22 protein-coding genes are annotated in these 22,419 nt (G+C 72.1%); 7 read left to right on the forward strand and 15 right to left on the reverse strand.

The genetic code is table 11. From position 1 onward, the window contains the following. Positions 1-23 precede the first annotated feature (23 nt). Positions 24-1,745 carry a glycerol-3-phosphate dehydrogenase/oxidase gene (locus CYQ11_RS13015; protein ID WP_099199471.1) on the reverse strand — a complete coding sequence of 574 codons (1,722 nt, stop codon included), beginning with the start codon at positions 1,743-1,745 and terminating at the stop codon, positions 24-26. A gap of 285 nt (positions 1,746-2,030) precedes the next feature. Here CYQ11_RS13015 and CYQ11_RS13020 point away from each other — a divergent pair, with 285 nt between their 5' ends. Continuing rightward, entirely contained in the window at positions 2,031-3,299 is a 1,269-nt protein-coding gene (locus tag CYQ11_RS13020; protein ID WP_099199470.1) for a nucleotide sugar dehydrogenase, read from the forward strand. A gap of 13 nt (positions 3,300-3,312) precedes the next feature. Here the strand turns inward: CYQ11_RS13020 and CYQ11_RS13025 are convergent, their stop codons facing one another. From CYQ11_RS13025 to CYQ11_RS13045, 5 genes are all read right to left on the reverse strand, one after another. Next, the gene (locus CYQ11_RS13025; protein ID WP_099199469.1) at positions 3,313-4,461 is read right to left on the reverse strand and encodes a rod shape-determining protein; all 1,149 of its coding nucleotides are present in this window, start codon (positions 4,459-4,461) and stop codon (positions 3,313-3,315) included. A gap of 121 nt (positions 4,462-4,582) precedes the next feature. Further along, positions 4,583-5,710 carry a GuaB3 family IMP dehydrogenase-related protein gene (locus CYQ11_RS13030; RefSeq protein ID WP_099199468.1) on the reverse strand — a complete coding sequence of 376 codons (1,128 nt, stop codon included), beginning with the start codon at positions 5,708-5,710 and terminating at the stop codon, positions 4,583-4,585. 99 nt (positions 5,711-5,809) lie between these two features. Then, positions 5,810-7,312, reverse strand: coding sequence for an IMP dehydrogenase (gene guaB / locus CYQ11_RS13035; protein WP_099199467.1), 1,503 nt, complete (start codon positions 7,310-7,312; stop codon positions 5,810-5,812). A gap of 163 nt (positions 7,313-7,475) precedes the next feature. Further along, the gene (locus CYQ11_RS13040; RefSeq protein ID WP_240003417.1) at positions 7,476-8,051 is read right to left on the reverse strand and encodes a sigma-70 family RNA polymerase sigma factor; all 576 of its coding nucleotides are present in this window, start codon (positions 8,049-8,051) and stop codon (positions 7,476-7,478) included. A gap of 314 nt (positions 8,052-8,365) precedes the next feature. Further along, positions 8,366-8,977 carry a response regulator transcription factor gene (locus CYQ11_RS13045; protein ID WP_003948568.1) on the reverse strand — a complete coding sequence of 204 codons (612 nt, stop codon included), beginning with the start codon at positions 8,975-8,977 and terminating at the stop codon, positions 8,366-8,368. 424 nt (positions 8,978-9,401) lie between these two features. Here CYQ11_RS13045 and CYQ11_RS13050 point away from each other — a divergent pair, with 424 nt between their 5' ends. Then, a complete protein-coding gene (locus CYQ11_RS13050) occupies positions 9,402-9,728 on the forward strand; it encodes a WhiB family transcriptional regulator (protein ID WP_099199465.1) in 327 nt (108 codons plus the stop codon). Between the two features lie 139 nt (positions 9,729-9,867). Here CYQ11_RS13050 and CYQ11_RS13055 read toward each other — a convergent pair whose 3' ends face one another. Continuing rightward, positions 9,868-10,779, reverse strand: a complete 912-nt coding sequence (locus tag CYQ11_RS13055; protein WP_099199464.1) for a LysR family transcriptional regulator — start codon at positions 10,777-10,779, stop codon at positions 9,868-9,870. A gap of 89 nt (positions 10,780-10,868) precedes the next feature. Between CYQ11_RS13055 and CYQ11_RS13060 the strand changes: the two genes are divergently transcribed. From CYQ11_RS13060 to CYQ11_RS13070, 3 genes are all read left to right on the forward strand, one after another. Next, the gene (locus CYQ11_RS13060) at positions 10,869-11,633 is read left to right on the forward strand and encodes an MOSC domain-containing protein (RefSeq protein ID WP_099199463.1); all 765 of its coding nucleotides are present in this window, start codon (positions 10,869-10,871) and stop codon (positions 11,631-11,633) included. Then, a complete protein-coding gene (locus CYQ11_RS13065; protein WP_099199462.1) occupies positions 11,630-12,403 on the forward strand; it encodes an SDR family NAD(P)-dependent oxidoreductase in 774 nt (257 codons plus the stop codon). The genes CYQ11_RS13060 and CYQ11_RS13065 overlap by 4 nt, the downstream gene beginning before the upstream one ends. Positions 12,404-12,474: 71 nt before the next feature. Then, positions 12,475-13,173 (forward strand): ester cyclase, encoded by a 699-nt coding sequence (locus CYQ11_RS13070; RefSeq protein ID WP_099199461.1) that lies wholly within the window; start codon positions 12,475-12,477, stop codon positions 13,171-13,173. A 185-nt stretch (positions 13,174-13,358) separates the two neighbouring features. Here the strand turns inward: CYQ11_RS13070 and groL are convergent, their stop codons facing one another. The 4 genes from groL to CYQ11_RS13090 all read right to left on the reverse strand — a co-directional run bounded on the left by groL (position 13,359) and on the right by CYQ11_RS13090 (position 17,348). Beyond that, on the reverse strand, positions 13,359-14,984 hold the full coding sequence (gene groL / locus CYQ11_RS13075; RefSeq protein WP_099199460.1) for a chaperonin GroEL: 1,626 nt from the start codon (positions 14,982-14,984) through the stop codon (positions 13,359-13,361). Between the two features lie 117 nt (positions 14,985-15,101). Continuing rightward, positions 15,102-15,410 (reverse strand): co-chaperone GroES, encoded by a 309-nt coding sequence (gene groES, locus CYQ11_RS13080; protein ID WP_083105757.1) that lies wholly within the window; start codon positions 15,408-15,410, stop codon positions 15,102-15,104. A gap of 434 nt (positions 15,411-15,844) precedes the next feature. Then, positions 15,845-16,732: a polysaccharide deacetylase family protein gene (locus tag CYQ11_RS13085; protein WP_099199459.1), complete on the reverse strand. Its 888-nt coding sequence runs from the start codon at positions 16,730-16,732 to the stop codon at positions 15,845-15,847. A gap of 79 nt (positions 16,733-16,811) precedes the next feature. Further along, the gene (locus CYQ11_RS13090) at positions 16,812-17,348 is read right to left on the reverse strand and encodes a flavoprotein (RefSeq protein WP_099199458.1); all 537 of its coding nucleotides are present in this window, start codon (positions 17,346-17,348) and stop codon (positions 16,812-16,814) included. Between the two features lie 41 nt (positions 17,349-17,389). Here CYQ11_RS13090 and CYQ11_RS13095 point away from each other — a divergent pair, with 41 nt between their 5' ends. Beyond that, positions 17,390-18,589, forward strand: coding sequence for a class I SAM-dependent methyltransferase (locus CYQ11_RS13095; protein ID WP_099199457.1), 1,200 nt, complete (start codon positions 17,390-17,392; stop codon positions 18,587-18,589). Between the two features lie 242 nt (positions 18,590-18,831). Here CYQ11_RS13095 and tsaD read toward each other — a convergent pair whose 3' ends face one another. The 3 genes from tsaD to tsaB are packed head-to-tail and all read right to left on the reverse strand — an operon-like array spanning position 18,832 to position 21,132. Further along, on the reverse strand, positions 18,832-19,956 hold the full coding sequence (tsaD, locus tag CYQ11_RS13100; RefSeq protein ID WP_099199456.1) for a tRNA (adenosine(37)-N6)-threonylcarbamoyltransferase complex transferase subunit TsaD: 1,125 nt from the start codon (positions 19,954-19,956) through the stop codon (positions 18,832-18,834). Continuing rightward, complete coding sequence (gene rimI, locus CYQ11_RS13105) at positions 19,940-20,431, reverse strand: ribosomal protein S18-alanine N-acetyltransferase (protein WP_099199710.1); 492 nt, start codon at positions 20,429-20,431, stop codon at positions 19,940-19,942. The genes tsaD and rimI overlap by 17 nt, the downstream gene beginning before the upstream one ends. 32 nt (positions 20,432-20,463) lie before the next feature. Further along, on the reverse strand, positions 20,464-21,132 hold the full coding sequence (tsaB, locus tag CYQ11_RS13110; protein ID WP_099199455.1) for a tRNA (adenosine(37)-N6)-threonylcarbamoyltransferase complex dimerization subunit type 1 TsaB: 669 nt from the start codon (positions 21,130-21,132) through the stop codon (positions 20,464-20,466). A gap of 206 nt (positions 21,133-21,338) precedes the next feature. Here tsaB and CYQ11_RS13115 point away from each other — a divergent pair, with 206 nt between their 5' ends. Next, positions 21,339-21,923, forward strand: a complete 585-nt coding sequence (locus CYQ11_RS13115; RefSeq protein ID WP_099199709.1) for a hypothetical protein — start codon at positions 21,339-21,341, stop codon at positions 21,921-21,923. A 230-nt stretch (positions 21,924-22,153) separates the two neighbouring features. On the opposite strand, the gene CYQ11_RS13120 is transcribed toward CYQ11_RS13115, so the two are convergent. Continuing rightward, the gene (locus tag CYQ11_RS13120) at positions 22,154-22,366 is read right to left on the reverse strand and encodes a hypothetical protein (RefSeq protein ID WP_181143652.1); all 213 of its coding nucleotides are present in this window, start codon (positions 22,364-22,366) and stop codon (positions 22,154-22,156) included. Between the last annotated feature and the right edge of the window lie 53 nt (positions 22,367-22,419).

The following is a 22,419-nucleotide window of genomic DNA, read 5'->3' on the forward strand; positions in this document are numbered from 1 at the left end:
TCACATCTATCGGGACATCCGCACTAGACGGGCTGGATCTCCGGCGCTCCCAGCCGTGCCGCGTCCGCCGTCTGGTCGTCGGGCTGGAGCTGGGACTCGCGTTCGGCCTCCACCCTCTTCTCATAGTGCTCGACCTCCTTCTCGACCTGGGCCGTGTCCCAGCCCAGCACGGGGGCGATCAGCTCGGCGGCCTCGCGCGCGCTGCGCGTGCCGCGGTCGAAGGTCTCGATCGAGATGCGCGTGCGGCGCGTGAGCACGTCGTCCAGGTGACGCGCCCCCTCGTGCGAGGCGGCGTAGACGATCTCGGCCCGCAGGTAGTCGTCGGCGCCGGCGAGCGGCCGGCCGAGCGAGGGGTCGGCGAGGACGTAGGCCAGGACCTCGTCGACCAGCGAGCCGTACCGGTTGAGCAGGTGCTCGACGCGGGCCACGTGCAGGCCCGTGCGCTGCGCGATCTGCGCGCGCCCGTTCCACATCGCCCGGTAGCCCTCGGCGCCCACCAGGGGCACGTCCTCCGTGACGCAGTCCGCCACGCGCTGGGCCAGGCCGTGCACCGCCTCGTCCACCGCGTCCTTGGCCATGACCCGGTACGTCGTGTACTTGCCGCCCGCCACGACCACCAGCCCCGGCACCGGGTGGGCCACGGTGTGCTCGCGGGAGAGCTTGCTGGTCGCGTCCGACTCGCCCGCCAGCAGCGGGCGCAGCCCGGCGTAGACGCCCTGGACGTCGTCGCGCGTCAGGGGGACGGAGAGCACCGAGTTCACGTGCTCCAGCAGGTAGTCGATGTCGGCGCTGGAGGCGGCGGGGTGGGCCTTGTCCAGGTCCCAGTCGGTGTCCGTCGTCCCGATGATCCAGTGCCTGCCCCAGGGGATCACGAAGAGCACGCTCTTCTCGGTGCGCAGGATCAGGCCGCTCGTGGAGTGGATGCGGTCCTTGGGTACGACGAGGTGGACGCCCTTGGAGGCCCGTACGTGGAACTGGCCGCGTTCGGCGATGAGCCGCTGGGTGTCGTCCGTCCACACGCCCGTGGCGTTGACGACCTGCCGGGCGCGGATCTCGAACTCGGCCCCCTTCTCCCCCGAGGGCGCCTCCAGGTCGCGCACCCGGGCGCCGACGACGCGCTCGCCCTCGCGCAGGAAGCCCACGACCCGCGTCCGGTTGGCGACGTCCGCGCCGTAGGCCGCGGCCGTGCGGACGATGGTGGTGACGTAGCGCGCGTCGTCCATCTGGGCGTCGTAGTACTGCAGGGCGCCGACCAGTGCGTCCTTGCGCAGGCAGGGGGCGACGCGCAGCGCGTTCCTGCGGCTGAGGTGGCGGTGGACCGGCAGGCCGCGGCCGTGGCCGGAGGAGACGGACATGGCGTCGTAGAGGGCCACGCCCGAGCCCGCGTAGAAGCGCTCCCAGCCCCGGTGTTGCAGGGGGTAGAGGAACGGCACCGGCTTGACCAGGTGCGGAGCCAGCCGCTGGAGCAGCAGCCCGCGCTCCTTGAGGGCCTCGCGCACGAGGGCGAAGTCGAGCATCTCCAGATAGCGCAGCCCGCCGTGGATGAGCTTGCTGGAGCGGCTGGAGGTGCCCGCGGCCCAGTCCCGCGCCTCGACGAGGCCGGTCGCCAGCCCGCGTGTGGCCGCGTCGAGGGCGGTGCCCGCGCCGACGACGCCGCCGCCGACCACCAGGATGTCCAGTTCCCGCTCCGCCATCCGGGCGAGCGCCTCGCCGCGCTCGGCCGGACCGAGTGTCGCTGTCCTCACCTTTGCCTCCCGCCTGACCGCTCTCGCTGCCGATGCCGCCGATGCCGGTGGAACCGTCGCCGCGTGGTCGCCACGCCGTGCGGCACCCGTCCTCTTCGATGCTGCCCCAGATCCGCCGCTCCGGCCGTCCCGGAGCGGAGGGCTTCGGCCCCGGGCTGGGACCGTCGGGGCCCCTGCCACGGCCAGGGCCGTGGCAATACCGGATAACAGTCATATATCCGCCTAACCTGATGTAACGGCCGATCCCCGCCGGAAATCCCCTCCGGGAAGGACCGCTATCCCGCCATGCCCGCAGATTTCGCCGTCATCGGTCTGGGCCCCTTCGGCCTCCCCCTGGCCCAGGCCGCCACCGCGGCCGCCATCCCCACGGTCGGCTACGACACCGACTCCCGCGTCATCGCCGCGCTCCGCGCCGGCCACCTCCCCACCGAGGGCGACGGCTCGCTCACCGCCGCCGGAATCCGCCGGATGCTCTCCGCCGGCTTCCGCGCCACCACCGACGACGCCGAGCTCGGCAGGGTCCGTACGGCGGCGATCTGCGCCCCCACGCGGCTGGGCGAGGACCGGGCGCTCGACCTGACCGCCATCGGGGACGCGGCACGGGCGCTCGCCGCACGGCTGCGCCCCCACACCACCGTGCTCCTGGAATCAGCCGTGTACCCCGGCACCACGGAGGAATTCATCCGTCCCATCCTGGAGGACGGCTCGGGGCTGCGGGCCGGCCGGGACTTCCACCTGGCCTACTCCCCCAGCCGCATCGACCCCGGCAACCGCCGGCACGGCTTCGCCAACACCCCCAAGGTCATCGGCGGCCTCACCCCCGCCTGCACCGAGGCCGCCGCCGCGTTCTACGGGCGGATCTGCGAGAAGGTCGTCCGCGCCAAGGGGCTGCGTGAGGCCGAGGCGGTGAAGGTCCTGGAGACCAACTACCGGCACGTCAACATCGCGCTGGCCAACGAGATGGCGGTCTTCTGCCACGACATCGGCGTCGACCTGTGGGACGTGGTGCGGTGCGCCGAGACCAAGCCGTTCGGCTTCCAGGCCTTCCGCCCGGGCCCCGGCGTCGGCGGCCACGGAGTCCCCCTGGACCCCAACTACCTCTCCTACAAAGGCCGCAGTCTCGGCTATCCGCTGCGCATGGTGGAGCTGGCCCAGGAGATCAACGGGCGCATGCCGCGCTACGTCATCCAGCGCTGCGCCATGCTCCTCAACGAACACGGCAAGTCGGCGCGCGGCGCGCGCGTCCTGCTGCTGGGCGTCGGCTACAAGGCGGACGTCGGTGACGAGGAGGGCTCGCCGGCCCGAGAGATCGCCGCGCGGCTGGTGGAGATGGGCGCCCAGCTCAGCTACCACGACCCCCATGTGTCGCAGTGGCGGGTGCTGGGCCAGCCGGTGCCGCGCGCCGACTGCCTCTACGAGGCCGCGGCGGCCGCCGATCTGACGGTGCTTCTCCAGCACCACCGCACGTACGACCTCCAGGGGCTCGCGGTCAAGGCCCAGCTGCTGCTGGACACCCGGGGCGCGAGCCCCGCCGGCGCGGCGTACCGGCTGTAACCCGGCAGACGGGTCACAGCCGCCCGGTGGACAGCATCCGCGGCTGGGCGTCGAGCACGGTCCGCAGGGACGTGAAGTCCTCCACGCACCGGCCGGTGCCGATGGCCACGCAGTCCAGGGGGTCGTCGGCGACCAGGACCGGGATGTCGAGCTCCTTGCTCAGCCGCACGTCCAGGCCGCGCAGCAGCGCGCCGCCGCCGGTGAGCACGACGCCGCGGTCCATGATGTCGCCGGCCAGCTCGGGCGGGGTCTCGTCGAGCGTCTGCCGCACGGCCATCACGATGGCGTCCACCGGCTCGGTCAGGGCGTGCCGGACCTCGTCCGCCGTCAGCTCCAGCGTCTTGGGCAGGCCGCTGACCTGGTCCCGGCCGCGGATCGTGTAGCGGTCGCCGGGGCGCAGGCCCTGGGTCTCCTCCGGGTCCCCGCCGTCCTCACGGCCGCCGCCGGCCGCCACCTGCCGGGCGAGGGCGGCGAGACCGGCCTCCGAGGCGTAGGTGGTGGGCGAGGCGGAGCCGATGATCATCTTGATGTCCTCGGCCGTGCGCTCGCCGATCGCGAGGGCGTACTCCTTCTTCACGTACGAGGTGATGGCCGCGTCCATCGCGTCGCCCGCCGTGCGGACCGACCGGGCGGTGACGATCCCGCCCAGGGAGATCACCGCGACCTCGGTGGTGCCGCCGCCGATGTCGACGACCATGCAGCCGGTGGGCTCGCTGACCGGCAGGCCGGCGCCGATGGCCGCCGCCATGGGCTCCTCCACCAGGTGCACCTGCCGGGCCCCGGCCTGGCCGGCCGCCTCGATGACCGCGCGGCGCTCGACGCCCGTGATCCCGGACGGCACGCACACCACGACCCGGGGCCGCGAGAAGCGGCGGTTGCCCATGACCTTCTTGATGAAGTGCCGCAGCATCCGCTCGGCTATCTCGAAGTCCGCGATGACGCCGTCACGCAAGGGGCGGATGGCGACGATGTTCGAAGGGGTGCGGCCGATGGTCTCCTTGGCCTCGGAGCCCACGGACAGCACGCTGCCGTCTTCGGCGTTGACGGCGACGACTGACGGTTCGTTGAGCACCACTCCCTTCCCCCGCACGTACACCAGCGTGTTCGCGGTGCCGAGGTCGATGCCCATGTCCCTGCCGCTGAACGACTTGCTTTGCGCCATAAGTCGCCAGTATTCCCTATGATCGAATGTTTATACGGAGCTAACGGCGAGACGGGACGGCGGACGACGCAGGAAGGCCCGGTCCGCCGAAGCGGACCGGGCCTTCCGGGGCGATGGCGGGTCAGCGGTTGTCGTGCTGCGACGGGGCGACCGTCACCTCGACGCGCTGGAACTCCTTCAGCTCGCTGTAGCCGGTGGTGGCCATGGCGCGGCGCAGGGCGCCGAAGAAGTTCATCGAGCCGTCCGGGGTGTGCGAGGGGCCGAGGAGGATCTCCTCGGTCGTGCCGACCGCACCCAGGTTCATGCGCTTGCCGCGCGGCACGTCCTCGTGGACGGCCTCCATGCCCCAGTGGTGGCCGCGGCCCGGCGCGTCCGTGGCGCGCGCCAGCGGCGAGCCCATCATCACGGCGTCCGCACCGCAGGCGACGGCCTTCGGCAGGTCGCCGGACCAGCCCACGCCGCCGTCGGCGATGACGTGGACGTAGCGGCCGCCGGACTCGTCCATGTAGTCCCGGCGGGCGGCGGCCACGTCGGCGACCGCGGTCGCCATCGGGACCTGGATGCCCAGCACGTTGCGGGTGGTGTGCGCGGCGCCGCCGCCGAAGCCGACGAGCACGCCGGCCGCGCCGGTGCGCATCAGGTGCAGGGCGGCGGTGTAGGTGGCGCAGCCGCCGACGATGACGGGGACGTCGAGCTCGTAGATGAACTGCTTGAGGTTCAGCGGCTCGGCGGCACCCGAGACGTGCTCGGCGGAGACGGTCGTACCGCGGATCACGAAGATGTCCACGCCGGCGTCGACGACGGCCTTGGAGAACTGCGCGGTGCGCTGCGGGGAGAGCGCGGCGGCGGTCACGACACCGGAGTCGCGGACCTCCTTGATGCGCTGCCCGATCAGCTCTTCCTTGATGGGCGCGGAGTAGATCTCCTGCATGCGCTTGGTCGCGGTGTGCTCGTCCAGCTCGGCGATCTCGGCCAGCAGCGGCTCGGGGTCCTCGTAGCGGGTCCACAGGCCCTCGAGGTTGAGCACGCCCAGGCCGCCCAGCTCGCCGATGCGGATGGCGGTCTCGGGCGAGACGACCGAGTCCATCGGGGCGGCCAGGAACGGCAGCTCGAAGCGGTAGGCGTCGATCTGCCAGGCGATCGAGACCTCCTTCGGGTCGCGGGTGCGGCGACTCGGGACGACGGCGATGTCGTCGAATGCGTACGCCCGGCGGCCGCGCTTGCCGCGCCCGATCTCGATCTCAGTCACGTGTGTGGCCTTTCCTTCTGCACGTCTGCCGCATCCAGTATCCCCGACGCGGCGAAGCCCGCGGCCTGGCGGCCACGGGCTTCGTTGAAACTCGGACTACTACCGGCGGGAGTAGTTCGGCGCCTCGACCGTCATCTGGATGTCGTGCGGGTGGCTCTCCTTGAGACCCGCCGACGTGATGCGGACGAAGCGGCCCTTGTCCTTGAGCTCCTGGACGTCGGCCGAGCCGACGTAGCCCATGGAGGCGCGGAGACCGCCGATGAGCTGGTGGGCGACCGAGGACAGCGGGCCGCGGTAGGGGACCTGGCCCTCGATACCCTCGGGGACCAGCTTGTCCTCGGAGAGGACGTTGTCCTGGAAGTAGCGGTCCTTGGAGAACGAACGGGCCTGGCCGCGCGACTGCATCGCGCCGAGCGAGCCCATGCCCCGGTAGGACTTGAACTGCTTGCCGTTGATGAAGACCATCTCGCCCGGCGACTCCTCACAGCCCGCGAGCAGCGAGCCGAGCATCACCGTGTCGGCACCGGCGGCGATCGCCTTGGCGATGTCGCCGGAGTACTGCAGGCCGCCGTCGCCGATCAGCGGGACACCGGCCGCGTGGCACGCCTGGGCGGCCTCGTAGATGGCGGTGACCTGCGGGACGCCGATGCCGGCGACGACGCGGGTGGTGCAGATCGAGCCGGGGCCGACGCCGACCTTCACGCCGTCCACGCCCGCGTCGATCAGCGCCTGGGCGCCGTCGCGCGTGGCGACGTTGCCGCCGACGACGTCGACGTTGATGTTGGACTTGACCTTGGCGATCATGTCGAGGATGCCGCGGCTGTGGCCGTGGGCGCTGTCGACGACCAGGAAGTCCGCGCCGGCCTCGACGAGCGCCTGGGCGCGCTCGTAGGCCTCGTCGCCGACGCCCACCGCGGCGCCGACGACCAGGCGGCCCTCGGAGTCCTTGGCGGCGTTCGGGTACTTCTCGGCCTTGACGAAGTCCTTGACCGTGATGAGGCCCTTGAGGACGCCGGCGTCGTCCACCAGCGGCAGCTTCTCGATCTTGTGGCGGCGCAGCAGCTCGATGGCGTCCTCGCCGGAGATGCCGACCTTGCCCGTCACCAGCGGCATCGGGGTCATGATCTCGCGCACCTGGCGGCTGCGGTCCAGCTCGAAGGCCATGTCACGGTTGGTGACGATGCCGAGGAGCTTGCCCGCGGGGTCGGTGACCGGCACACCGCTGATGCGGAACTTGGCGCACAGGGCGTCCGCCTCGGCCAGCGTGGCGTCCGGGCGGACCGTGATCGGGTCCGAGACCATGCCGGACTCGGAGCGCTTGACCAGGTCGACCTGGTTGGCCTGGTCCTCGATGGAGAGGTTGCGGTGCAGCACGCCCGCGCCGCCCTGACGGGCCATGGCGATGGCCATGCGCGCCTCGGTCACCTTGTCCATGGCGGCGGACAGCAGCGGGATGTTGACCCGGACGTTCCGCGAGACCCGGGAGGACGTGTCCACGGCGTTCGGCAGCACCTCGGAGGCGCCCGGCAGCAGCAGGACGTCGTCGTATGTCAGACCGAGCATCGCGAATTTCCCGGGCATTCCGTCGACGTTGTCAGTCATGACACCTTCCCAAATGGTCTTGCCTCGGCGAGGACTCCCATGCTAACGGCCGTAAGGGGTGTCCCATTCCACGACCGCTGAGTCCCTCGTCACTTGGAGATTTATACGAAACACGGGTCATGCCTGCGAAACGCAGGGCGGCCGCCGTGGACCGCCCGTGCGCTCACTGCTCGGCGAGCGCCCGCAGCCTGCTCAGGGCGCGGTGCTGGGCGACCCGCACCGCACCGGGGGACATTCCCAGCATCTGCCCCGTCTCCTCCGCCGTCAGTCCCACGGCGACCCGCAGCAGCACGAGCTCCCGCTGGTTCTCCGGGAGATTGGCGAGCAGTTTCTTGGCCCACTCCGCGTCGCTGCTGAGCAGGGCCCGCTCCTCCGGTCCGAGGGAGTCGTCGGGCTGCTCGGGCATCTCGTCGGAGGGCACGGCCGTACTGCCCGGGTGGCGCATGGCGGCCCGCTGGAGATCGGCGACCTTGTGCGCGGCGATGGCCACGACGAAGGCCTCGAAGGGCCGTCCGGTGTCGCGATAGCGCGGCAGGGCGCACAGCACCGCGAGACAGACCTCCTGCGCGAGGTCGTCCACGAAGTGGCGGGCGTCGCCCGGCAGTCGCGAAAGCCGCGTGCGGCAGTAGCGCAACGCGAGCGGATGCACCAGAGCGAGCAGATCGTGAGTGGCCCGCCGGTCGCCCTCGACTGCGCGGGCGACGAGTGCAGCGATGGCTGTCGTGTCGTCGTCGCGCATCGGTCCATGGTGCCTTGATGCCGCATCGTCCGCGGCACCGCGTCCGTAGTTGTGCACCGAAGCGTTATGAGCGGGTGCGCCGGCGGTCATCTCCCGCGCCCTCCCCTCACGCCTGCCCGAGCCGTCCCCGAGGAACTCCATACTCCAAGGATGCGGCAGCGCGCGGGAAACGTGCAGCGGCCCCGGGAACGGCGGCCGCGAGGGCGGCGCCCACAGCGCTCCGCCCCGCCCGCTCCCCGGCGGGCGGGGTACGTCGGTCCCCCGCTTCGGCACACGGCACGATGTCCGCGAGCTGCCCCGTCCCGCCTGCCCGCCTAGCGGACCAGGCCCCAGCGGAAGCCGAGCGCGACCGCGTGCGCCCGGTCCGAGGCGCCGAGCTTCTTGAACAGCCGACGGGCGTGGGTCTTGACCGTGTCCTCGGAGAGGAAGAGCTCACGACCGATCTCGGCGTTGGACCGCCCGTGGCTCATGCCTTCCAGGACCTGGATCTCCCGCGCGGTGAGCGTGGGCGCCGCGCCCATCTCCGCCGACCGCAGCCGGCGCGGGGCGAGCCGCCAGGTGGGGTCGGCGAGCGCCTGGGTCACCGTGGCGCGCAGCTCCGCGCGCGAGGCGTCCTTGTGCAGATAGCCGCGCGCCCCGGCGGCGACCGCGAGCGCGACCCCGTCCAGGTCCTCGGCCACCGTGAGCATGATGATCCGGGCGCCGGGGTCGGCGGAGAGCAGCCGGCGCACGGTCTCCACGCCGCCGAGCCCGGGCATGCGTACGTCCATCAGAATGAGGTCCGAACGATCGGCGCCCCAGCGGCGGAGGACTTCCTCGCCGTTGGCCGCCGTCGTCACGCGCTCGACGCCGGGCACGGTCGCCACCGCGCGACGGAGCGCTTCTCGGGCAAGCGGGGAGTCGTCGCAGACGAGGACGGATGTCATGGCCGCCCTCCGCAGCTGATGCGCGTCACCTTGAGCCTCCAGAGGCTGGTACTGATCGTCACCTTGTGCGGTCGACGACGCTCGGGCACCTGCCACCCGCCCGACTGCTTCACGCGTCAACCGCCTCCGCACTCTCAACGACGGTCACCCGAAAGAGTTACGGGCTTGGTCGGCCGTGTTCGGCACTCTACGTGAGGGCGCGGACACGGAGCAGGGCGCACAAGGGGCGCCCTGTCCACCCGACCAAGCTATGCCCCATTTGCCCAGTCGGACCTGTTTTTCTTCCCATTTGCTGCTGTCTGTGGCTAGATTCGCAATGAGTCATATTTTCATCTGCTCACACGGCAGATGTGCGGGCATGGGTACTGCACGGATCGCTCTATCGCTTCGACGTATTCGACGGATCGCTTCGAGGGGACAAGCCATGGCAGATTTCTCCCGCCTTCCCGGCCCCAACGCCGACCTGTGGGACTGGCAGCTCCTGGCAGCGTGCCGAGGAGTCGACAGCTCACTCTTCTTCCACCCCGAGGGCGAGCGGGGCGCGGCCCGCAGCGCCCGGGAGACCTCCGCCAAGGAGGTGTGCATGCGCTGCCCGGTACGCGCGGAGTGCGCGGCGCACGCGCTGGCGGTACGGGAGCCCTACGGCGTCTGGGGCGGCCTGACCGAGGATGAGCGCGAGGAGCTCATGGGGCGCGCGCGGCACCGGTCCATCACCGCGAGCGGCGCGGGCGCGGGCGCGATGACCGCCTGAGCGCCCGGACGCGACCCTCCGAGCCGAAGAAACGTTTCACCACCTCCGGCCCGGCTCTTCCGCCTGGCTTCCGCCGAGCCGGGACGCCAGGACGCCGGTACGCCAGGACGCCGGGGTACCGGCCGCCAGCTGGGAGCCCTCAGCGCCGCGCGGTCTCCTCAAGCCGGTCCAGCATGGCCGCCACCGCCGGCACCCGCGCCAGGTCCGGCAGCGTGAGCGCCACGATCTCGCGCTGGACGACCGGCTCGACCGGCACGGTCCGCGCTCCCTTCGGCCGCACCGACTCCAGCGCGAGCTCGGGCATGACGGCCACGCCGAGCCCGGCGCCGACCAGCCCGAACACCGCGGGGTAGTCGTCCGTCGCGAAGTCGATGCGCGGCGTGAAGCCCGCGCTCTCGCAGACCTCCACCAGATGCCGCCGGCAGCGCGGGCAGCCCGCGATCCAGGGCTCCCGCTCCAGCTCGGCGATCCCGATCCGCTCCGCCCCGGCGAGCCGGTGCCCCTCCGGCACCACGCCGATGAGCCGGTCGGTCAGCAGCGGCCGCACGACGAGGTCGTCCCACTCCGCGGCGGCCGCGGGGTCGGCGCCGCGCACGTCGGGGTAGCGGAAGGCGAGCGCGATCTCGCACTCGCCCTCGCGCAGCATCTCCACCGAGCGCGGCGGCTCCGCCTCGACGAGGGAGACCCGGGTGCCCGGATGGGCGGCCCGCATCTCCGCGAGGGCGGTCGGCACCAGCGTGGAGCTGCCGCTCGGGAAGGAGACGAGCCGCACCCGGCCCGCGCGCAGCCCGGCGATCGCCGCGATCTCCTCCTCGGCGGCGGTGAGGCCGGCGAGGATGCCGGTGGCGTGGCGCACGAGGGCCTCGCCCGCCTCGGTCAGGCGCATCTCCCGGCCGGTGCGGATCAGCAGGGGCGTGCCCGTGGACTGCTCCAGGGCCTTCATCTGCTGGCTCACGGCCGGCTGGGTGCAGCCCAGCTCGCGGGCCGCGGCGGAGAAGGAACCGGTGGTGGCCACCGCACGCAGCACCCTCAGGTGACGAGCCTCGATCATAGGGCCGAGTATAAGTCCTGCTTGGGTGAGCAGGGCGATAATCAGCCGCCACTTTGAGCGGGGGGCGGCGGTGGGATTAGCCTTACGTCATGTACCTGATCTCCGTGAACGTCGGCCGCTCCCGCACGACCGGCGACCTCCCCGGCACTGAGGGCTCCTTCACCGACGGCCTCGAAACCGGCATCGACAAGCGTCCGGTCGAGGGGGCGGTCGCGGTGGCGAGCCCCGGCCCCAAGGGCACGGCGGGCAGCGGGGTGGCGGGCGACCACGTCGTCGACCTGCGCCACCACGGCGGGGACCACCAGGCGGTGTACGCGTTCGCCCGCGAGGACCTCGACGGCTGGGAGCGGGAGCTGGGCCGTCCGCTGCCGGGCGGGTCGTTCGGCGAGAACCTCACCACCAGCGGACTCGATGTCAACGGAGCGCGCATCGGAGAGCGTTGGCGCATAGGTACGGATCTCCTGCTGGAGGTCACCGCACCGCGCATCCCCTGCCGCACCTTCGCCGACTGGCTGGGCGAGAGGGGCTGGATCCGCCGGTTCACCCAGGAGGCCGCGCCCGGTGCCTATCTGCGCGTCATCGAACCCGGGCAAATACGAGCAGGGGATCCCATCACGGTCGTCCACCGCCCCGGACACGACGTCACCATTTCGCACACCTTCCGCGCCCTGACCACCGAACGGGCGCTGCTGCCCACCCTCCTGGAGGCGGGTGACGCCCTGGAACCGCGGCTGCGGGAGAAGGCCCTGGCGTACACGGAGCGTCAGAAGGAAGCCACCGGGGGCCCGGAGGGACGACGGGAGACGGCGGACGGCCATCAGCAGGCGGCGGCGAGCACTAACGTTCCTGTATGACGACTGCACTGATCACGGGAGCCACCGCCGGCATCGGCGCGGCCTTCGCACGGCGACTGGCGGCCGACGGACACAACCTGGTCATCGTGGCCCGCGACGAGAAGCGCCTGAGCGAGCAGGCGACGGAGCTGCACGACCGCCACCGGGTGGAGGTGGAGGTGCTCCGCGCGGACCTGTCGCAGGAGGAGGGCATCGCGGCCGTCGAGGCCCGGCTCTCGGATCGCAAGAACCCCGTGGACCTGCTGGTCAACAACGCCGGCTTCGGCAACAGGGGCCGCTACCTCGAAGTCCCGATGGCCGACGAGCTGACCATGCTCAAGGTGCACTGCGAGGCGGTGCTGCGCCTGACGTCGGCCGCGGCCGCGAGCATGCGCGAGCGCCGGCGCGGCGGGGTGGTCAACGTCGCGTCGGTGGCCGCCTTCGTGCCGCGCGGTACGTACGGGGCGAGCAAGGCGTGGGTGGTGCAGTTCACCCAGGGCGCGGCGCGGGACCTGGCGGGCAGCGGGGTGCGCCTGATGGCGCTGTGCCCGGGCTTCGTACGGACGGAGTTCCACCAGCGGGCCGGCATGGGTGTGGACAACGTGCCCGCCTGGATGTGGCTGGACGCGGACAAGCTGGTGGAGGCGGCGCTGAAGGACCTGGCGCGCGGCAAGGCCCTCTCCATCCCCGATCCGCGGTACAAGGCGCTGACCGGCCTGATGAAGCTGGCGCCCCGCCGGGCGGTGTCGCGGGCGAGCGCGTCGACGGGCCGTAGGTACGGGCCCAACTGAACGAGGGTGGACGACCGGCCTTTCCGGGTGACCCTCCAGGATTAACCTGGATATATCACCCGGGAGGCGCCATGACTTTCCTACAAGTGATCGACTGCAAGACCAGCCGGTTCGACGACATGGACCGGCTCATGGACGACTGGGTCACCGCCACCGAGGGCAAGCGCACCGCCACCCACTCGATCGTCGGCCGGGACCGTTCGGCCGGTGACCACTACGTCGAGATCATCGAGTTCCCGTCGTACGAAGAGGCGATGAAGAACTCGAACCTCCCGGAGACCAACCGGATCTTCGAGGAGATGGTGGCGCTCTGCGACGGCCTGCCGTCCTTCACCGATCTCGACGTCGTCCGCGACGAGCAGCTCAACAAGGCCACGGCCCGCCGTTTCTTCGAGGACGTGGCCGTGCGGGGCGACCTGGAGCTCGTCGACGAGCTGTGCACCGCCGACTACCGCGACCACGACGTCGCCAAGGCCGAGGAGACGGTGGTGGGGTGCGAGGCCCTGAAGGAGGACGTCGCCGGCTGGCGCGCGGCCTTCGACTTCGCGTTCTCCCTCCACTGCCAGCTCGCCGAGGGCGACCAGGTCAGCACCCACTGGTCCTGGCGGGGCACCCACCAGGGCGACTTCATGGGCCTTCAGCCCACCGGCCAGGAGGTGACGATGGACGGGGTCACCATCCACCGCTTCCGGGACGGCAGGATCGCCGAAGGCTGGTGGATCTTCGACATGCTCGGGCTGATGCGGCAGTTGGGCGCGGTGCCGTCCTGAGGCCGGAACCCCGGTGAAACCGGAGCCCCCCTGAGGCCTGTGCCGTCCTGAGGCCGGAACCCCCCTGAGGCCAGAATCCGCCTGAGGCCGGGGGCTGCCCGAGGCCGCGCGGGGCCCGCCCGCATACGGCCGGGGCCCGGCCTCCCCGTGAGGGGAGACCGGGCCCGGGCGGAGCGTACGGTGCGTCAGTGCGCGTGGCCGTGACCGTGGCCGTGACCGGCCTCGGACTCCTCTTCCTTCTTCTCGACGACCAGGGTCTCGGTCGTGAGCAGCAGGGAGGCGATGGACGCGGCGTTCTCCAGGGCGGAGCGGGTGACCTTGACCGGGTCGATGACGCCGGCCTTCACCAGGTCGCCGTACTCGCCGGTCGCGGCGTTGAAGCCCTGGCCCTTCTCGAGCTCCGCCACCTTCGAGGTGATGACGTAGCCCTCAAGGCCGGCGTTCTCGGCGATCCAGCGCAGCGGCTCGACGACGGCGCGGCGGACGACGGCGACACCGGTGGCCTCGTCGCCCACCTTGTCCAGGCCGCCCTCCAGCACCTTGGCGGCGTGGACGAGAGCGGAGCCACCACCGGAGACGATGCCCTCCTCGACCGCGGCGCGGGTCGCGGAGATGGCGTCCTCCAGACGGTGCTTCTTCTCCTTGAGCTCGACCTCGGTGGCCGCACCCACGCGGATGACGCAGACGCCACCGGCGAGCTTGGCGAGGCGCTCCTGGAGCTTCTCGCGGTCCCAGTCCGAGTCGGTGGTCTCGATCTCGGCCTTGATCTGGGCGACGCGGCCGGCGACGTCCTCGGACTTGCCGCCACCGTCGACGATGGTGGTGTCGTCCTTGGTGATGGTCACGCGGCGGGCGGTGCCCAGCACGTCCAGACCGGCCTGGTCGAGCTTGAGGCCGACCTCCTCGGCGATGACGGTGGCACCGGTGAGGGTGGCCATGTCGCCGAGCATCGCCTTGCGGCGGTCACCGAAGCCCGGGGCCTTGACGGCCACGGCGTTGAAGGTGCCACGGATCTTGTTGACGACCAGCGTGGACAGGGCCTCGCCCTCGACGTCCTCGGCGATGATCAGCAGCGGCTTGGAGCCACCGGCCTGGATGATCTTCTCCAGCAGCGGGAGCAGGTCCTGGATGGAGGAGATCTTGCCCTGGTGGATCAGGATGTAGGGGTCGTCGAGGACGGCCTCCATGCGCTCCTGGTCCGTGACCATGTACGGCGAGAGGTAACCCTTGTCGAAGGCCATGCCCTCGGTGAAGTCGAGCTCCAGACCGAAGGTGTTGGACTCCTCGACGGTGATGACGCCGTCCTTGCCGACCTTGTCCATGGCCTCGGCGATCAGCTCACCGACCTGCTTGTCCTGCGCGGACAGCGCGGCGACGGCGGCGATGTCGGCCTTGTCGGCGATCGGGCGGGCGGTGGCCAGCAGGTCGTCGGAGACGGCCTTGACGGCGGCGTCGATGCCCTTCTTCAGGGCGGCCGGGGAGGCGCCGGCGGCGACGTTGCGCAGACCCTCGCGAACCAGCGCCTGGGCCAGGACGGTCGCGGTGGTGGTGCCGTCACCCGCGATGTCGTTGGTCTTGGTCGCCACCTCCTTGACGAGCTGGGCGCCCAGGTTCTCGTAGGCGTCGTCCAGCTCGACCTCACGCGCGATGGTGACGCCGTCGTTGGTGATGGTGGGGGCGCCGAACTTCTTGTCGATGACGACGTTGCGGCCCTTGGGGCCGATCGTCACCTTCACCGTGTCGGCAAGCTTGTTGACGCCGCGCTCAAGGGCGCGACGGGCGTCCTCGTCGAACTTCAGGGTCTTGGCCATGGGTTACGTATCCTCGCGATCTCTCTCAAACGAACTGCGCCCCGGGCGCCCGGCTGAATGGACGCGGGAACCAGGGGCGCAGAACAGAAGCTTCGAAGGCTCGAAAGCTTGGGTGAATTACTTCTCGATGACCGCGAGGACGTCGCGGGCCGAGAGGACGAGGTACTCGTCGCCGTTGTACTTCACCTCGGTGCCGCCGTACTTGCTGTACAGGACGACGTCGCCGACCTTCACGTCGAGCGGCAGGCGCTCGCCGTTCTCGAAGCGACCCGGGCCCACGGCCAGGACAGCGCCCTCCTGGGGCTTCTCCTTGGCGGTGTCCGGAATGACCAGGCCAGAGGCCGTGGTCTGCTCGGCGTCGAGCGGCTGGACCACGATGCGGTCCTCGAGCGGCTTGATGGCAACCTTGGAGCTGGCGGTCGTCACGATCCGACCTCCCCCTTCGGAGATCTCACGGGGTTAATTGTCTGAGGTGGCGACCTGGTAGATCCGTCGTCGCGGGTGCCGGATCTGCCCGTCGCTGTGTTTGGCACTCACCAGTGGAGAGTGCCAACGGAGCCGAGACTATGACGCGGTTAGCACTCGGTCAAGCGGAGTGCCAATTCGCCGTGCGGCGAGCCTGCCGGTCAGGGGGTGTGCCCGGGCTCCGGGGACGGCCCACGGTGCCCTACCCAGCGGGGACCGCCCGCACTCCTGCGCCCGGCCAGGAGGGGATCACGGCGCCGGCCGGGGGCCCCGGCGCCCAGCCCTGACGTCGGCGGCGAACCGCCCGGAACGGGGCGAGCCCCGGGAGACAGTCCTCGGAGGCAGCCCTCAGAGGCGACCCTCGGAGGCAGCCCTCGGAGACGGCCCTCAGACCCTCAGAGGTAGTCCTCCAGCCGCGCGACCGTGTAGCCCTGCCGCTCGATGCTGCGCAGCATGTTCGCGACCATCTGCGTCATCGTCGTGCCCTTGAGCTCCTGCGGCCCGCGGAAGTGAGCCAGGATGATGTCGCCGGGGCGCAGCTTGTCGCCCTCGGCGTAGCGCATGTCGTTGATCTGCATCGTGGCCTCCCACAGCACGACCGCCCGCACCCCGCACCCGCCGGCGGCCGCCAGGGTCTGGTCGTTGTAGTTGCCGTAGGGCGGCCGGAAGAGCGCCGGGCGGATGCCGAAGCGCTTCTCCAGGGCGTCCTGCTGCCCGCATATCTCACGCCGCTGGGCGTCGGCCGGGAGGGTACGCAGGTTGGGGTGGCTGACGGTGTGGTTCGCGATGCCGTTACGGACGCCGTCGGCGGGGGCGCTCAGCTGCTCGAAGTAGTCGTAGCCGCGGCCCGCGCGGGCGATGTCACCCGTGAGGAACATCGTGAACGGCAGCTTCAGTTCCTTGGTCATCTTCACGAACTCCGGGTCCTTCTCGGCCCCGTCGTCGATGGTCACGAAGACGACCTTGTCCTTGGTCGGTATGCGCCGGATCACCGGCGGGCCGCCACCCTGCGCTCCCTTCGCGCCGTCAGTGAGCTTGGTGGCGGGCGGGGCCGGCGGGGCGGCCAGCGGCTTGTCCAGGCCCCAGCGGCGGTACGTGGCGGCGTCGGGCCCCGCGGCCGCGGAGGGGGACGCGGGTGCGGGCTTCGACGACGCGGGCCTGGGCGGCTTCTCCGGGCCGCCGGAGGAGCCGGACGAGCCGGAGCAGCCGGCGAGGGCGCCGGCGAGGAGGAGGGCGGCGGAGGCGAGGGCGGCGCGGCGGCGGCCGAAAACAGTCGGGCTCACACAGTCGATTGTTGTGCACGGGTTCGAGAACCCTGCGGGGGGATCTTCCCTGCCGCCCTCCGCCCCGCTCCCCGGCCGGTCAGGCCCCGGCCAGAGCCGCCACTCCCCTCTCCCACGGGTACGTCTCCACCCTGTCGCCCCGCCCCGGGTCGTAGCCGTCCTCGCCGAGGAGCACCGTCACGCCCGCCGCGCGCAGGAAGTCGACGCTGCGGCTCAGGGCCGGGTGGGCGGCCTGGGCGGCGCCGAGATGCGGGAGGGCCGCCATGGGCAGGCCCAGGCCGATCGCCTCCGTGACCAGGCCGAGGGCGAGGGTGTCGGAGATACCGGCGGCCCACTTGTTGAGCGTGTTGAACGTGGCGGGCGCGACCAGGATCGCGTCCGGCGGCGGCAGCACGTCGGGCTGGCCGGGCAGTTTGTACTCATGGCGCACGGGGTGGCCCGTCAGTTCGCGCAGGGCCGGGACGTCGGCTTCGAGCCAGCGGTGGGCGTAGGGAGTGAGGATCAGGCACACGTCCCAGCCGGCGTCCTGCGCGGCACGGACTCCGTCGGCGACCCGGACGGCGGGCGCGGCCGCGCAGCAGACCAGGTAGAGGATGCGGTTCGCAGTGGTCGTCACCAGGGCAGTCCACCGCGTGGGGCACCGGCCCGCAAGGGAGAATGGGGCACGTGCCCGCACCGAACGCCGCGACCGACGCCTTCACCGCCCTCCTCACCGACGAGGGCCGCCGCCTCCTCGACGGCCTGCGCGACTACGACCCCGCGCGGGAGCTCGCCACAGCCACCCGGCTGCGCCGCGAGCACCCCGCCGAGCTGGTCTCGGCGGCGCTCGGGCAGGCGAGGCTGCGGCAGCGCGCCGTGGCGAAGTTCGGGGCGGAGGACGCGTACCGCATGTTCTTCACGCCCCACGGCGTGGAACAGGCCACGCGCGCGTCCGTCGCCCTTCACCGCGCCCGGCGCTTCGAGGCGCTCGGCGTGCGCCGCCTGGCCGACCTGTGCTGCGGCAACGGCGGCGACGCGATCGCCCTCGCCCGCGCCGGCATCTCCGTCCTGGCCGTCGACCGCGACCCGCTGACCTGCGAGGTCGCCCGGGCCAACGCGGAGGCGCTGGGTCTGTCCGATCTCATCGAGGTCCGCTGCGCCGACGTCGCGGACGTCGACACGTCGACGTACGACGCCGTCTTCGTCGACCCCGCCAGGCGCGGCGGCCGCGGCCGGATCTTCGACCCCGAGGCGTACTCCCCGCCGCTGTCCTGGGCGGTGGAAGCGGCCCGCAAGGCCCCGCACGCGGCACTCAAGATCGCCCCGGGGGTGCCCCACGAGGCGATCCCCGAGGACGCGGAGGCCGAGTGGATCTCGGACGGGGGCGACGTGAAGGAAGCCGTGCTGTGGTTCGGCACGGAACCGGGCGCACGGCGGGCGACGCTGCTGCCGAGCGGCGCCTCGCTGGTGGGCCAGGGGCTGCCGGACCCGTCGGTGCGGCCGATGGGCCGCTACCTGTACGAGCCGGACGGCGCGGTCATCCGCGCCCACCTGGTGGCGGACGTCGCGGCGGAGCTGGGCGACGGCGGGCTGGTCGACGAGACGATCGCGTACGTGACGAGCGACGGACTACGGGACTCCGCCTACGCGACGGCGTACGAGATCACGGACGTGCTGCCGTTCAACTTGAAGCGGCTGAAGGCGATCGTGCGGGAGCGCGGGATCGGCGTCGCCGTCATCAAGAAGCGGGGGTCCGCGGTGGAGCCGGAGGAGCTGCGCAAGAAGCTCAAACTCGAAGGGGCGAACTCCTGTGTGATCGTCCTTACGCGCGTGGCGGGCGCCCCGACGATGCTCCTGGGGCACCCGGTCCAGGCGTAGCCCGGCATGAGCGACAAGGGAGGCCGGCGACGGCCGCCGCCCCGTCACCGAGCCGGTGGACAAGCCGCGTGAGCAGCGACGACAGCCGCGTGTACGTGCACACGGACCGGGCGGCGGCCCCGGAGACCCGCGCCAGAGCCGTTACCGCACCACCACGGGCCCGGGACGCGGCGGCAAGGTGGCTCTCCCCTGCCCCCGCCCCCGGCTCGGCGCCTCCGTGCTGGCGCGCTGACCCGCGCCCCTCACTCGTACAGGTTCTGCTTGCTCAGCTCGTGCACGTGGTCGTGGTCGTGGCCGTGGCCATGCCCGTGGTCATGGCCCGGCACGTGCGGGTCCGTCACCGGCAGCGACGAGTCCGCCGACAGGTCCCACGACGACGCCGACCGTCCCCGCGCCACCATCTCCGCGCCCAGCGCCGCCACCATCGCGCCGTTGTCCGTGCACAGCTTCGGGCGCGGCACGCGCAGCGTGATGCCCGCGTCCTCGCAGCGGCGCTCGGCCATGGCCCGCAGGCGGGTGTTCGCGGCGACGCCGCCGCCGATCATCAGGTGGTCGACGCCGTGGTCCTTGCAGGCGCGGACGGCCTTGCGCGTGAGGACGTCGACGACCGCCTCCTGGAAGGAAGCAGCCACGTCCGGCACGGGCACGTTCTCGCCCGCCGCACGCTTGGCCTCGATCCAGCGGGCCACCGCCGTCTTCAGGCCGGAGAAGGAGAAGTCGTATATCGGGTCGCGTGGGCCCGTCAGGCCGCGCGGGAAGCGGATGGCCTCCGGGTCGCCCTCGCGGGCGTAGCGGTCGATGACCGGGCCGCCGGGGAAGCCGAGGTTCAGGACGCGGGCGATCTTGTCGAACGCCTCGCCCGCCGCGTCGTCGATCGTCGAGCCGAGGGGGCGGACGTCCGCCGTGATGTCCGGGGCCAGCAGCAGCGAGGAGTGGCCGCCGCTGACCAGCAGGGCCATCGTCGGCTCGGGCAGGGCGCCGTGCTCCAGCTGGTCCACGCAGATGTGCGAGGCGAGGTGGTTGACGCCGTAGAGCGGCTTGCCCAGGGCGTAGGCGTACGCCTTGGCGGCCGAGACGCCGACGAGCAGGGCGCCCGCCAGGCCCGGGCCGGCCGTGACCGCGATGCCGTCGAGGTCCTTCGCGCTCACGCCCGCTTCCTTCAGCGCGCGCTGGATCGTCGGGACCATCGCCTCCAGGTGCGCCCGGCTGGCGACTTCGGGGACGACGCCGCCGAAGCGGGCGTGCTCGTCGACGCTCGACGCGACCGCGTCGGCGAGCAGCGTGTGGCCGCGGACGATGCCGACGCCGGTCTCGTCGCACGAGGTTTCGATGCCGAGGACGAGGGGTTCGTCAGTCCTGCGAGCCATGGGGCATTCCTTGCACAGCGGTAGGGGGATCGGAAAGGCGCATGACGAGCGCGTCGACGTTGCCGGGCTGGTAGTAGCCGCGGCGCACGCCCACGGGCTCGAAGCCGAAGCGCTCGTACAGGCGCTGGGCACGGGTGTTGTCGACGCGCACCTCCAGCAGCACCTCGCGGCACTCGAAGGCGGTCGCGGTCGTGAGCAGCTCGCTCAGGAGCCGGGCGCCCAGGCCCGTGCTCCAGTAGTCGCGGTCGACGGCGATGGTCTGGACGTCGCCCGTGCCGTCGACGGCGGCCAGACCGGCGTAGCCGACGATCCTGGTCTTGTCGTCGGCCACCGTCTCGGCGACCACGTACCGGCGGTTGGCGCCCGCCCCGCGCGCGTGCGCCAGCTCGGACCAGAACAGCCCCTTCGACCATGCGTCGTGCGGGAAGAGGGCGCGCTCCAGCTCCAGCACCGGCGCGATGTCCCACCAGCGCATCTCGCGGACGCGCACGGTCGCGGCTGACCCGGTCACTGGGGGGTGACCACCTTGTAGTTGGCCGGAACCTGCGCGTCCGGGCGGCGCAGGTACAGCGGCTGGTCCGGCAGGAACTCCCCGCCCGTCCGCAGCTTCTCGGCCGCCAGCGCGGCCAGCGCGGCCGCGGACTGGTGCTGCGGGAGCTCGGCCCGCACGCCCGGGAAGGAGTCGGGGTACAGCACGGCGCCGGCACCGACGGCGGGCAGGCCGGCGACCTGTCCGGCGACCTCCGCGGGGCGGTCGACGGCGGGCTCGGTCACGCGGGTGCGGGCGTCGGCGTAGCGCGCCCAGTACACCTCCTTGCGGCGGGCGTCCGTCGCGACGACGAATTCGCCCTCCAGGCCCGCCTGTCCGGCCGCGTAGGCGACGCCGTCCAGCGAGCACAGGCCGTGGACGGGGACGGAGAGCGCGGCGGCGAAGGTGGCGGCGGTGACGATGCCGACGCGCAGCCCGGTGTACGGGCCCGGGCCGACGCCGACGACGATGCCGGTCACGGCGTCGAGCGTGACGCCCGCTTCGCCGAGCACGCGGTCCACGGCGGGCAGCAGCAGTTCCCCGTGCCGGCGGGCGTCGACCTCGTTCGACTCGGCGACGACGGTCTCGCCGTCGTGCAGGGCGACGGTGACGGCGGGGGTGGCGGTATCCAGAGCGAGCAACAGCACACGACAAGCCTACGGCGCGCCGTGGGGCCTCCGGTGCGCGCATCGGCCACCAGCCGGGGGCGCGGCGGGGGCACGGGCCGGGTGCTACGGTCAGCCGCAAAGCCGTACGAGCCCGTGGCCGGGCGGAACGAGGACGGCGCAGGCGGGTACGCGGTCGCGCTCGGGCGGCACGCGGGGCAGTTCGCAGGAACGAAAGGGTGCGCAGCGTGGCACGCAGCAGCTCGGGAGCCATCGTGGCCGCCCTCACGGCGGCGGCACTGGCCGGAGTCGGCTTCCTGGCCGTCCAGGCGGAGGCCGCGCCCGACCGCCCCGCCGCCGCGCACGCCTCGGCGGGCAAGGACAAGGGCCAGGACTCCGGGGGCCAGGGCGCGGGCGACGCGGCCGGTCAGGACCAGGGCAAGGGCCCGGAGGCGGTGCCGCAGGGCTCGGGCGCGGGCATGCGGGTCGTCTACGCGCTGGCGCAGAAGCGCGTGTGGCTCGTGGGCGCGGACGAGAAGGCCAGCCACACGTTCGAGGTCTCGCCGAGCACCGTGAGCCCGCCGCCGGGGACCTACAAGGTGACCTCGCGGACGCTGAACGTGACCGGCTCGGACGGCACCCCCATCGAGCACGTGGTGATCTTCCACCGGGACGCGGCGGGGATCGTCTTCGGCTTCAGCGCGGCTGTGGACGGCCGGCCGCCGAACCCGACGCCGGGGAAGAAGACCGGCGGGATCCGTGAGAACCCGGCGGACGGCCTGGCGATGTGGCAGTTCGCGGTGAGCAACACGAAGGTCGTCGTCGTCCCGTAGCCCGGTGACGGCAGGGGCGCCTCGGCCTTAGCCCGTTCAGGTCAATGCGACCGCCCCGGCCGGGCGGCCCTGCGGGGACCGCTTGGCCGGAAGCCCGTTCGGCCGGACCGCTTGAGCAGAAGGCCGTCTTGAGCAGACGACCGTTCGGTAGCAGACGACCGTTCGGTCAGAAGACCCTTCGCTCGGACGCGCTCGGCCGACCGCTCGCGCTGGGGGCCCGGTGGGGCCGCTCAGGCCGCGTCGCGGGTCGTACGGCCCTCGTCGGCCGTGTCCTCCGCCGGATCGGCCGCGCCCTCCCGGTCCTCGTGCTCGCGCGGAGCCTTCGGCGGGGTGGAGACGGCGTCGGCGGCGGCGCAGGACGCGAGCAGATCGCGCATGGACAGCGGGAGGGGCCGCTCCTGGGAGCGGTCCGCCATGGCGGCAGCGGGCTCGTGGGCCGACATGAATGCCTCCTGGGGCAGCGCGGGCCGGGCAGGGCGGTTAGGTAGACCTAACC

This window comes from Streptomyces cinnamoneus, assembly GCF_002939475.1.
GTDB classification, from domain to species: domain Bacteria; phylum Actinomycetota; class Actinomycetes; order Streptomycetales; family Streptomycetaceae; genus Streptomyces; species Streptomyces cinnamoneus_A.

Bases quoted from the DNA above. Each gene is read 5' to 3' on its own strand.
- CYQ11_RS13060 (WP_099199463.1), top strand. From the start codon at position 10,869: ATGTACCTGATCTCCGTGAACGTCGGCCGCTCCCGCACGACCGGCGAC.
- CYQ11_RS13120 (WP_181143652.1), bottom strand. From the start codon at position 22,366: ATGTCGGCCCACGAGCCCGCTGCCGCCATGGCGGACCGCTCCCAGGAG.
- CYQ11_RS13020 (WP_099199470.1), top strand. From the start codon at position 2,031: ATGCCCGCAGATTTCGCCGTCATCGGTCTGGGCCCCTTCGGCCTCCCC.
- CYQ11_RS13070 (WP_099199461.1), top strand. From the start codon at position 12,475: ATGACTTTCCTACAAGTGATCGACTGCAAGACCAGCCGGTTCGACGAC.
- CYQ11_RS13050 (WP_099199465.1), top strand. From the start codon at position 9,402: ATGGCAGATTTCTCCCGCCTTCCCGGCCCCAACGCCGACCTGTGGGAC.
- CYQ11_RS13055 (WP_099199464.1), bottom strand. From the start codon at position 10,779: ATGATCGAGGCTCGTCACCTGAGGGTGCTGCGTGCGGTGGCCACCACC.
- CYQ11_RS13065 (WP_099199462.1), top strand. From the start codon at position 11,630: ATGACGACTGCACTGATCACGGGAGCCACCGCCGGCATCGGCGCGGCC.
- rimI (WP_099199710.1), bottom strand. From the start codon at position 20,431: ATGCGCTGGTGGGACATCGCGCCGGTGCTGGAGCTGGAGCGCGCCCTC.
- tsaD (WP_099199456.1), bottom strand. From the start codon at position 19,956: ATGGCTCGCAGGACTGACGAACCCCTCGTCCTCGGCATCGAAACCTCG.
- CYQ11_RS13025 (WP_099199469.1), bottom strand. From the start codon at position 4,461: ATGGCGCAAAGCAAGTCGTTCAGCGGCAGGGACATGGGCATCGACCTC.
- guaB (WP_099199467.1), bottom strand. From the start codon at position 7,312: ATGACTGACAACGTCGACGGAATGCCCGGGAAATTCGCGATGCTCGGT.
- groL (WP_099199460.1), bottom strand. From the start codon at position 14,984: ATGGCCAAGACCCTGAAGTTCGACGAGGACGCCCGTCGCGCCCTTGAG.
- CYQ11_RS13045 (WP_003948568.1), bottom strand. From the start codon at position 8,977: ATGACATCCGTCCTCGTCTGCGACGACTCCCCGCTTGCCCGAGAAGCG.
- CYQ11_RS13040 (WP_240003417.1), bottom strand. From the start codon at position 8,051: ATGCGCGACGACGACACGACAGCCATCGCTGCACTCGTCGCCCGCGCA.
- CYQ11_RS13095 (WP_099199457.1), top strand. From the start codon at position 17,390: ATGGGGCACGTGCCCGCACCGAACGCCGCGACCGACGCCTTCACCGCC.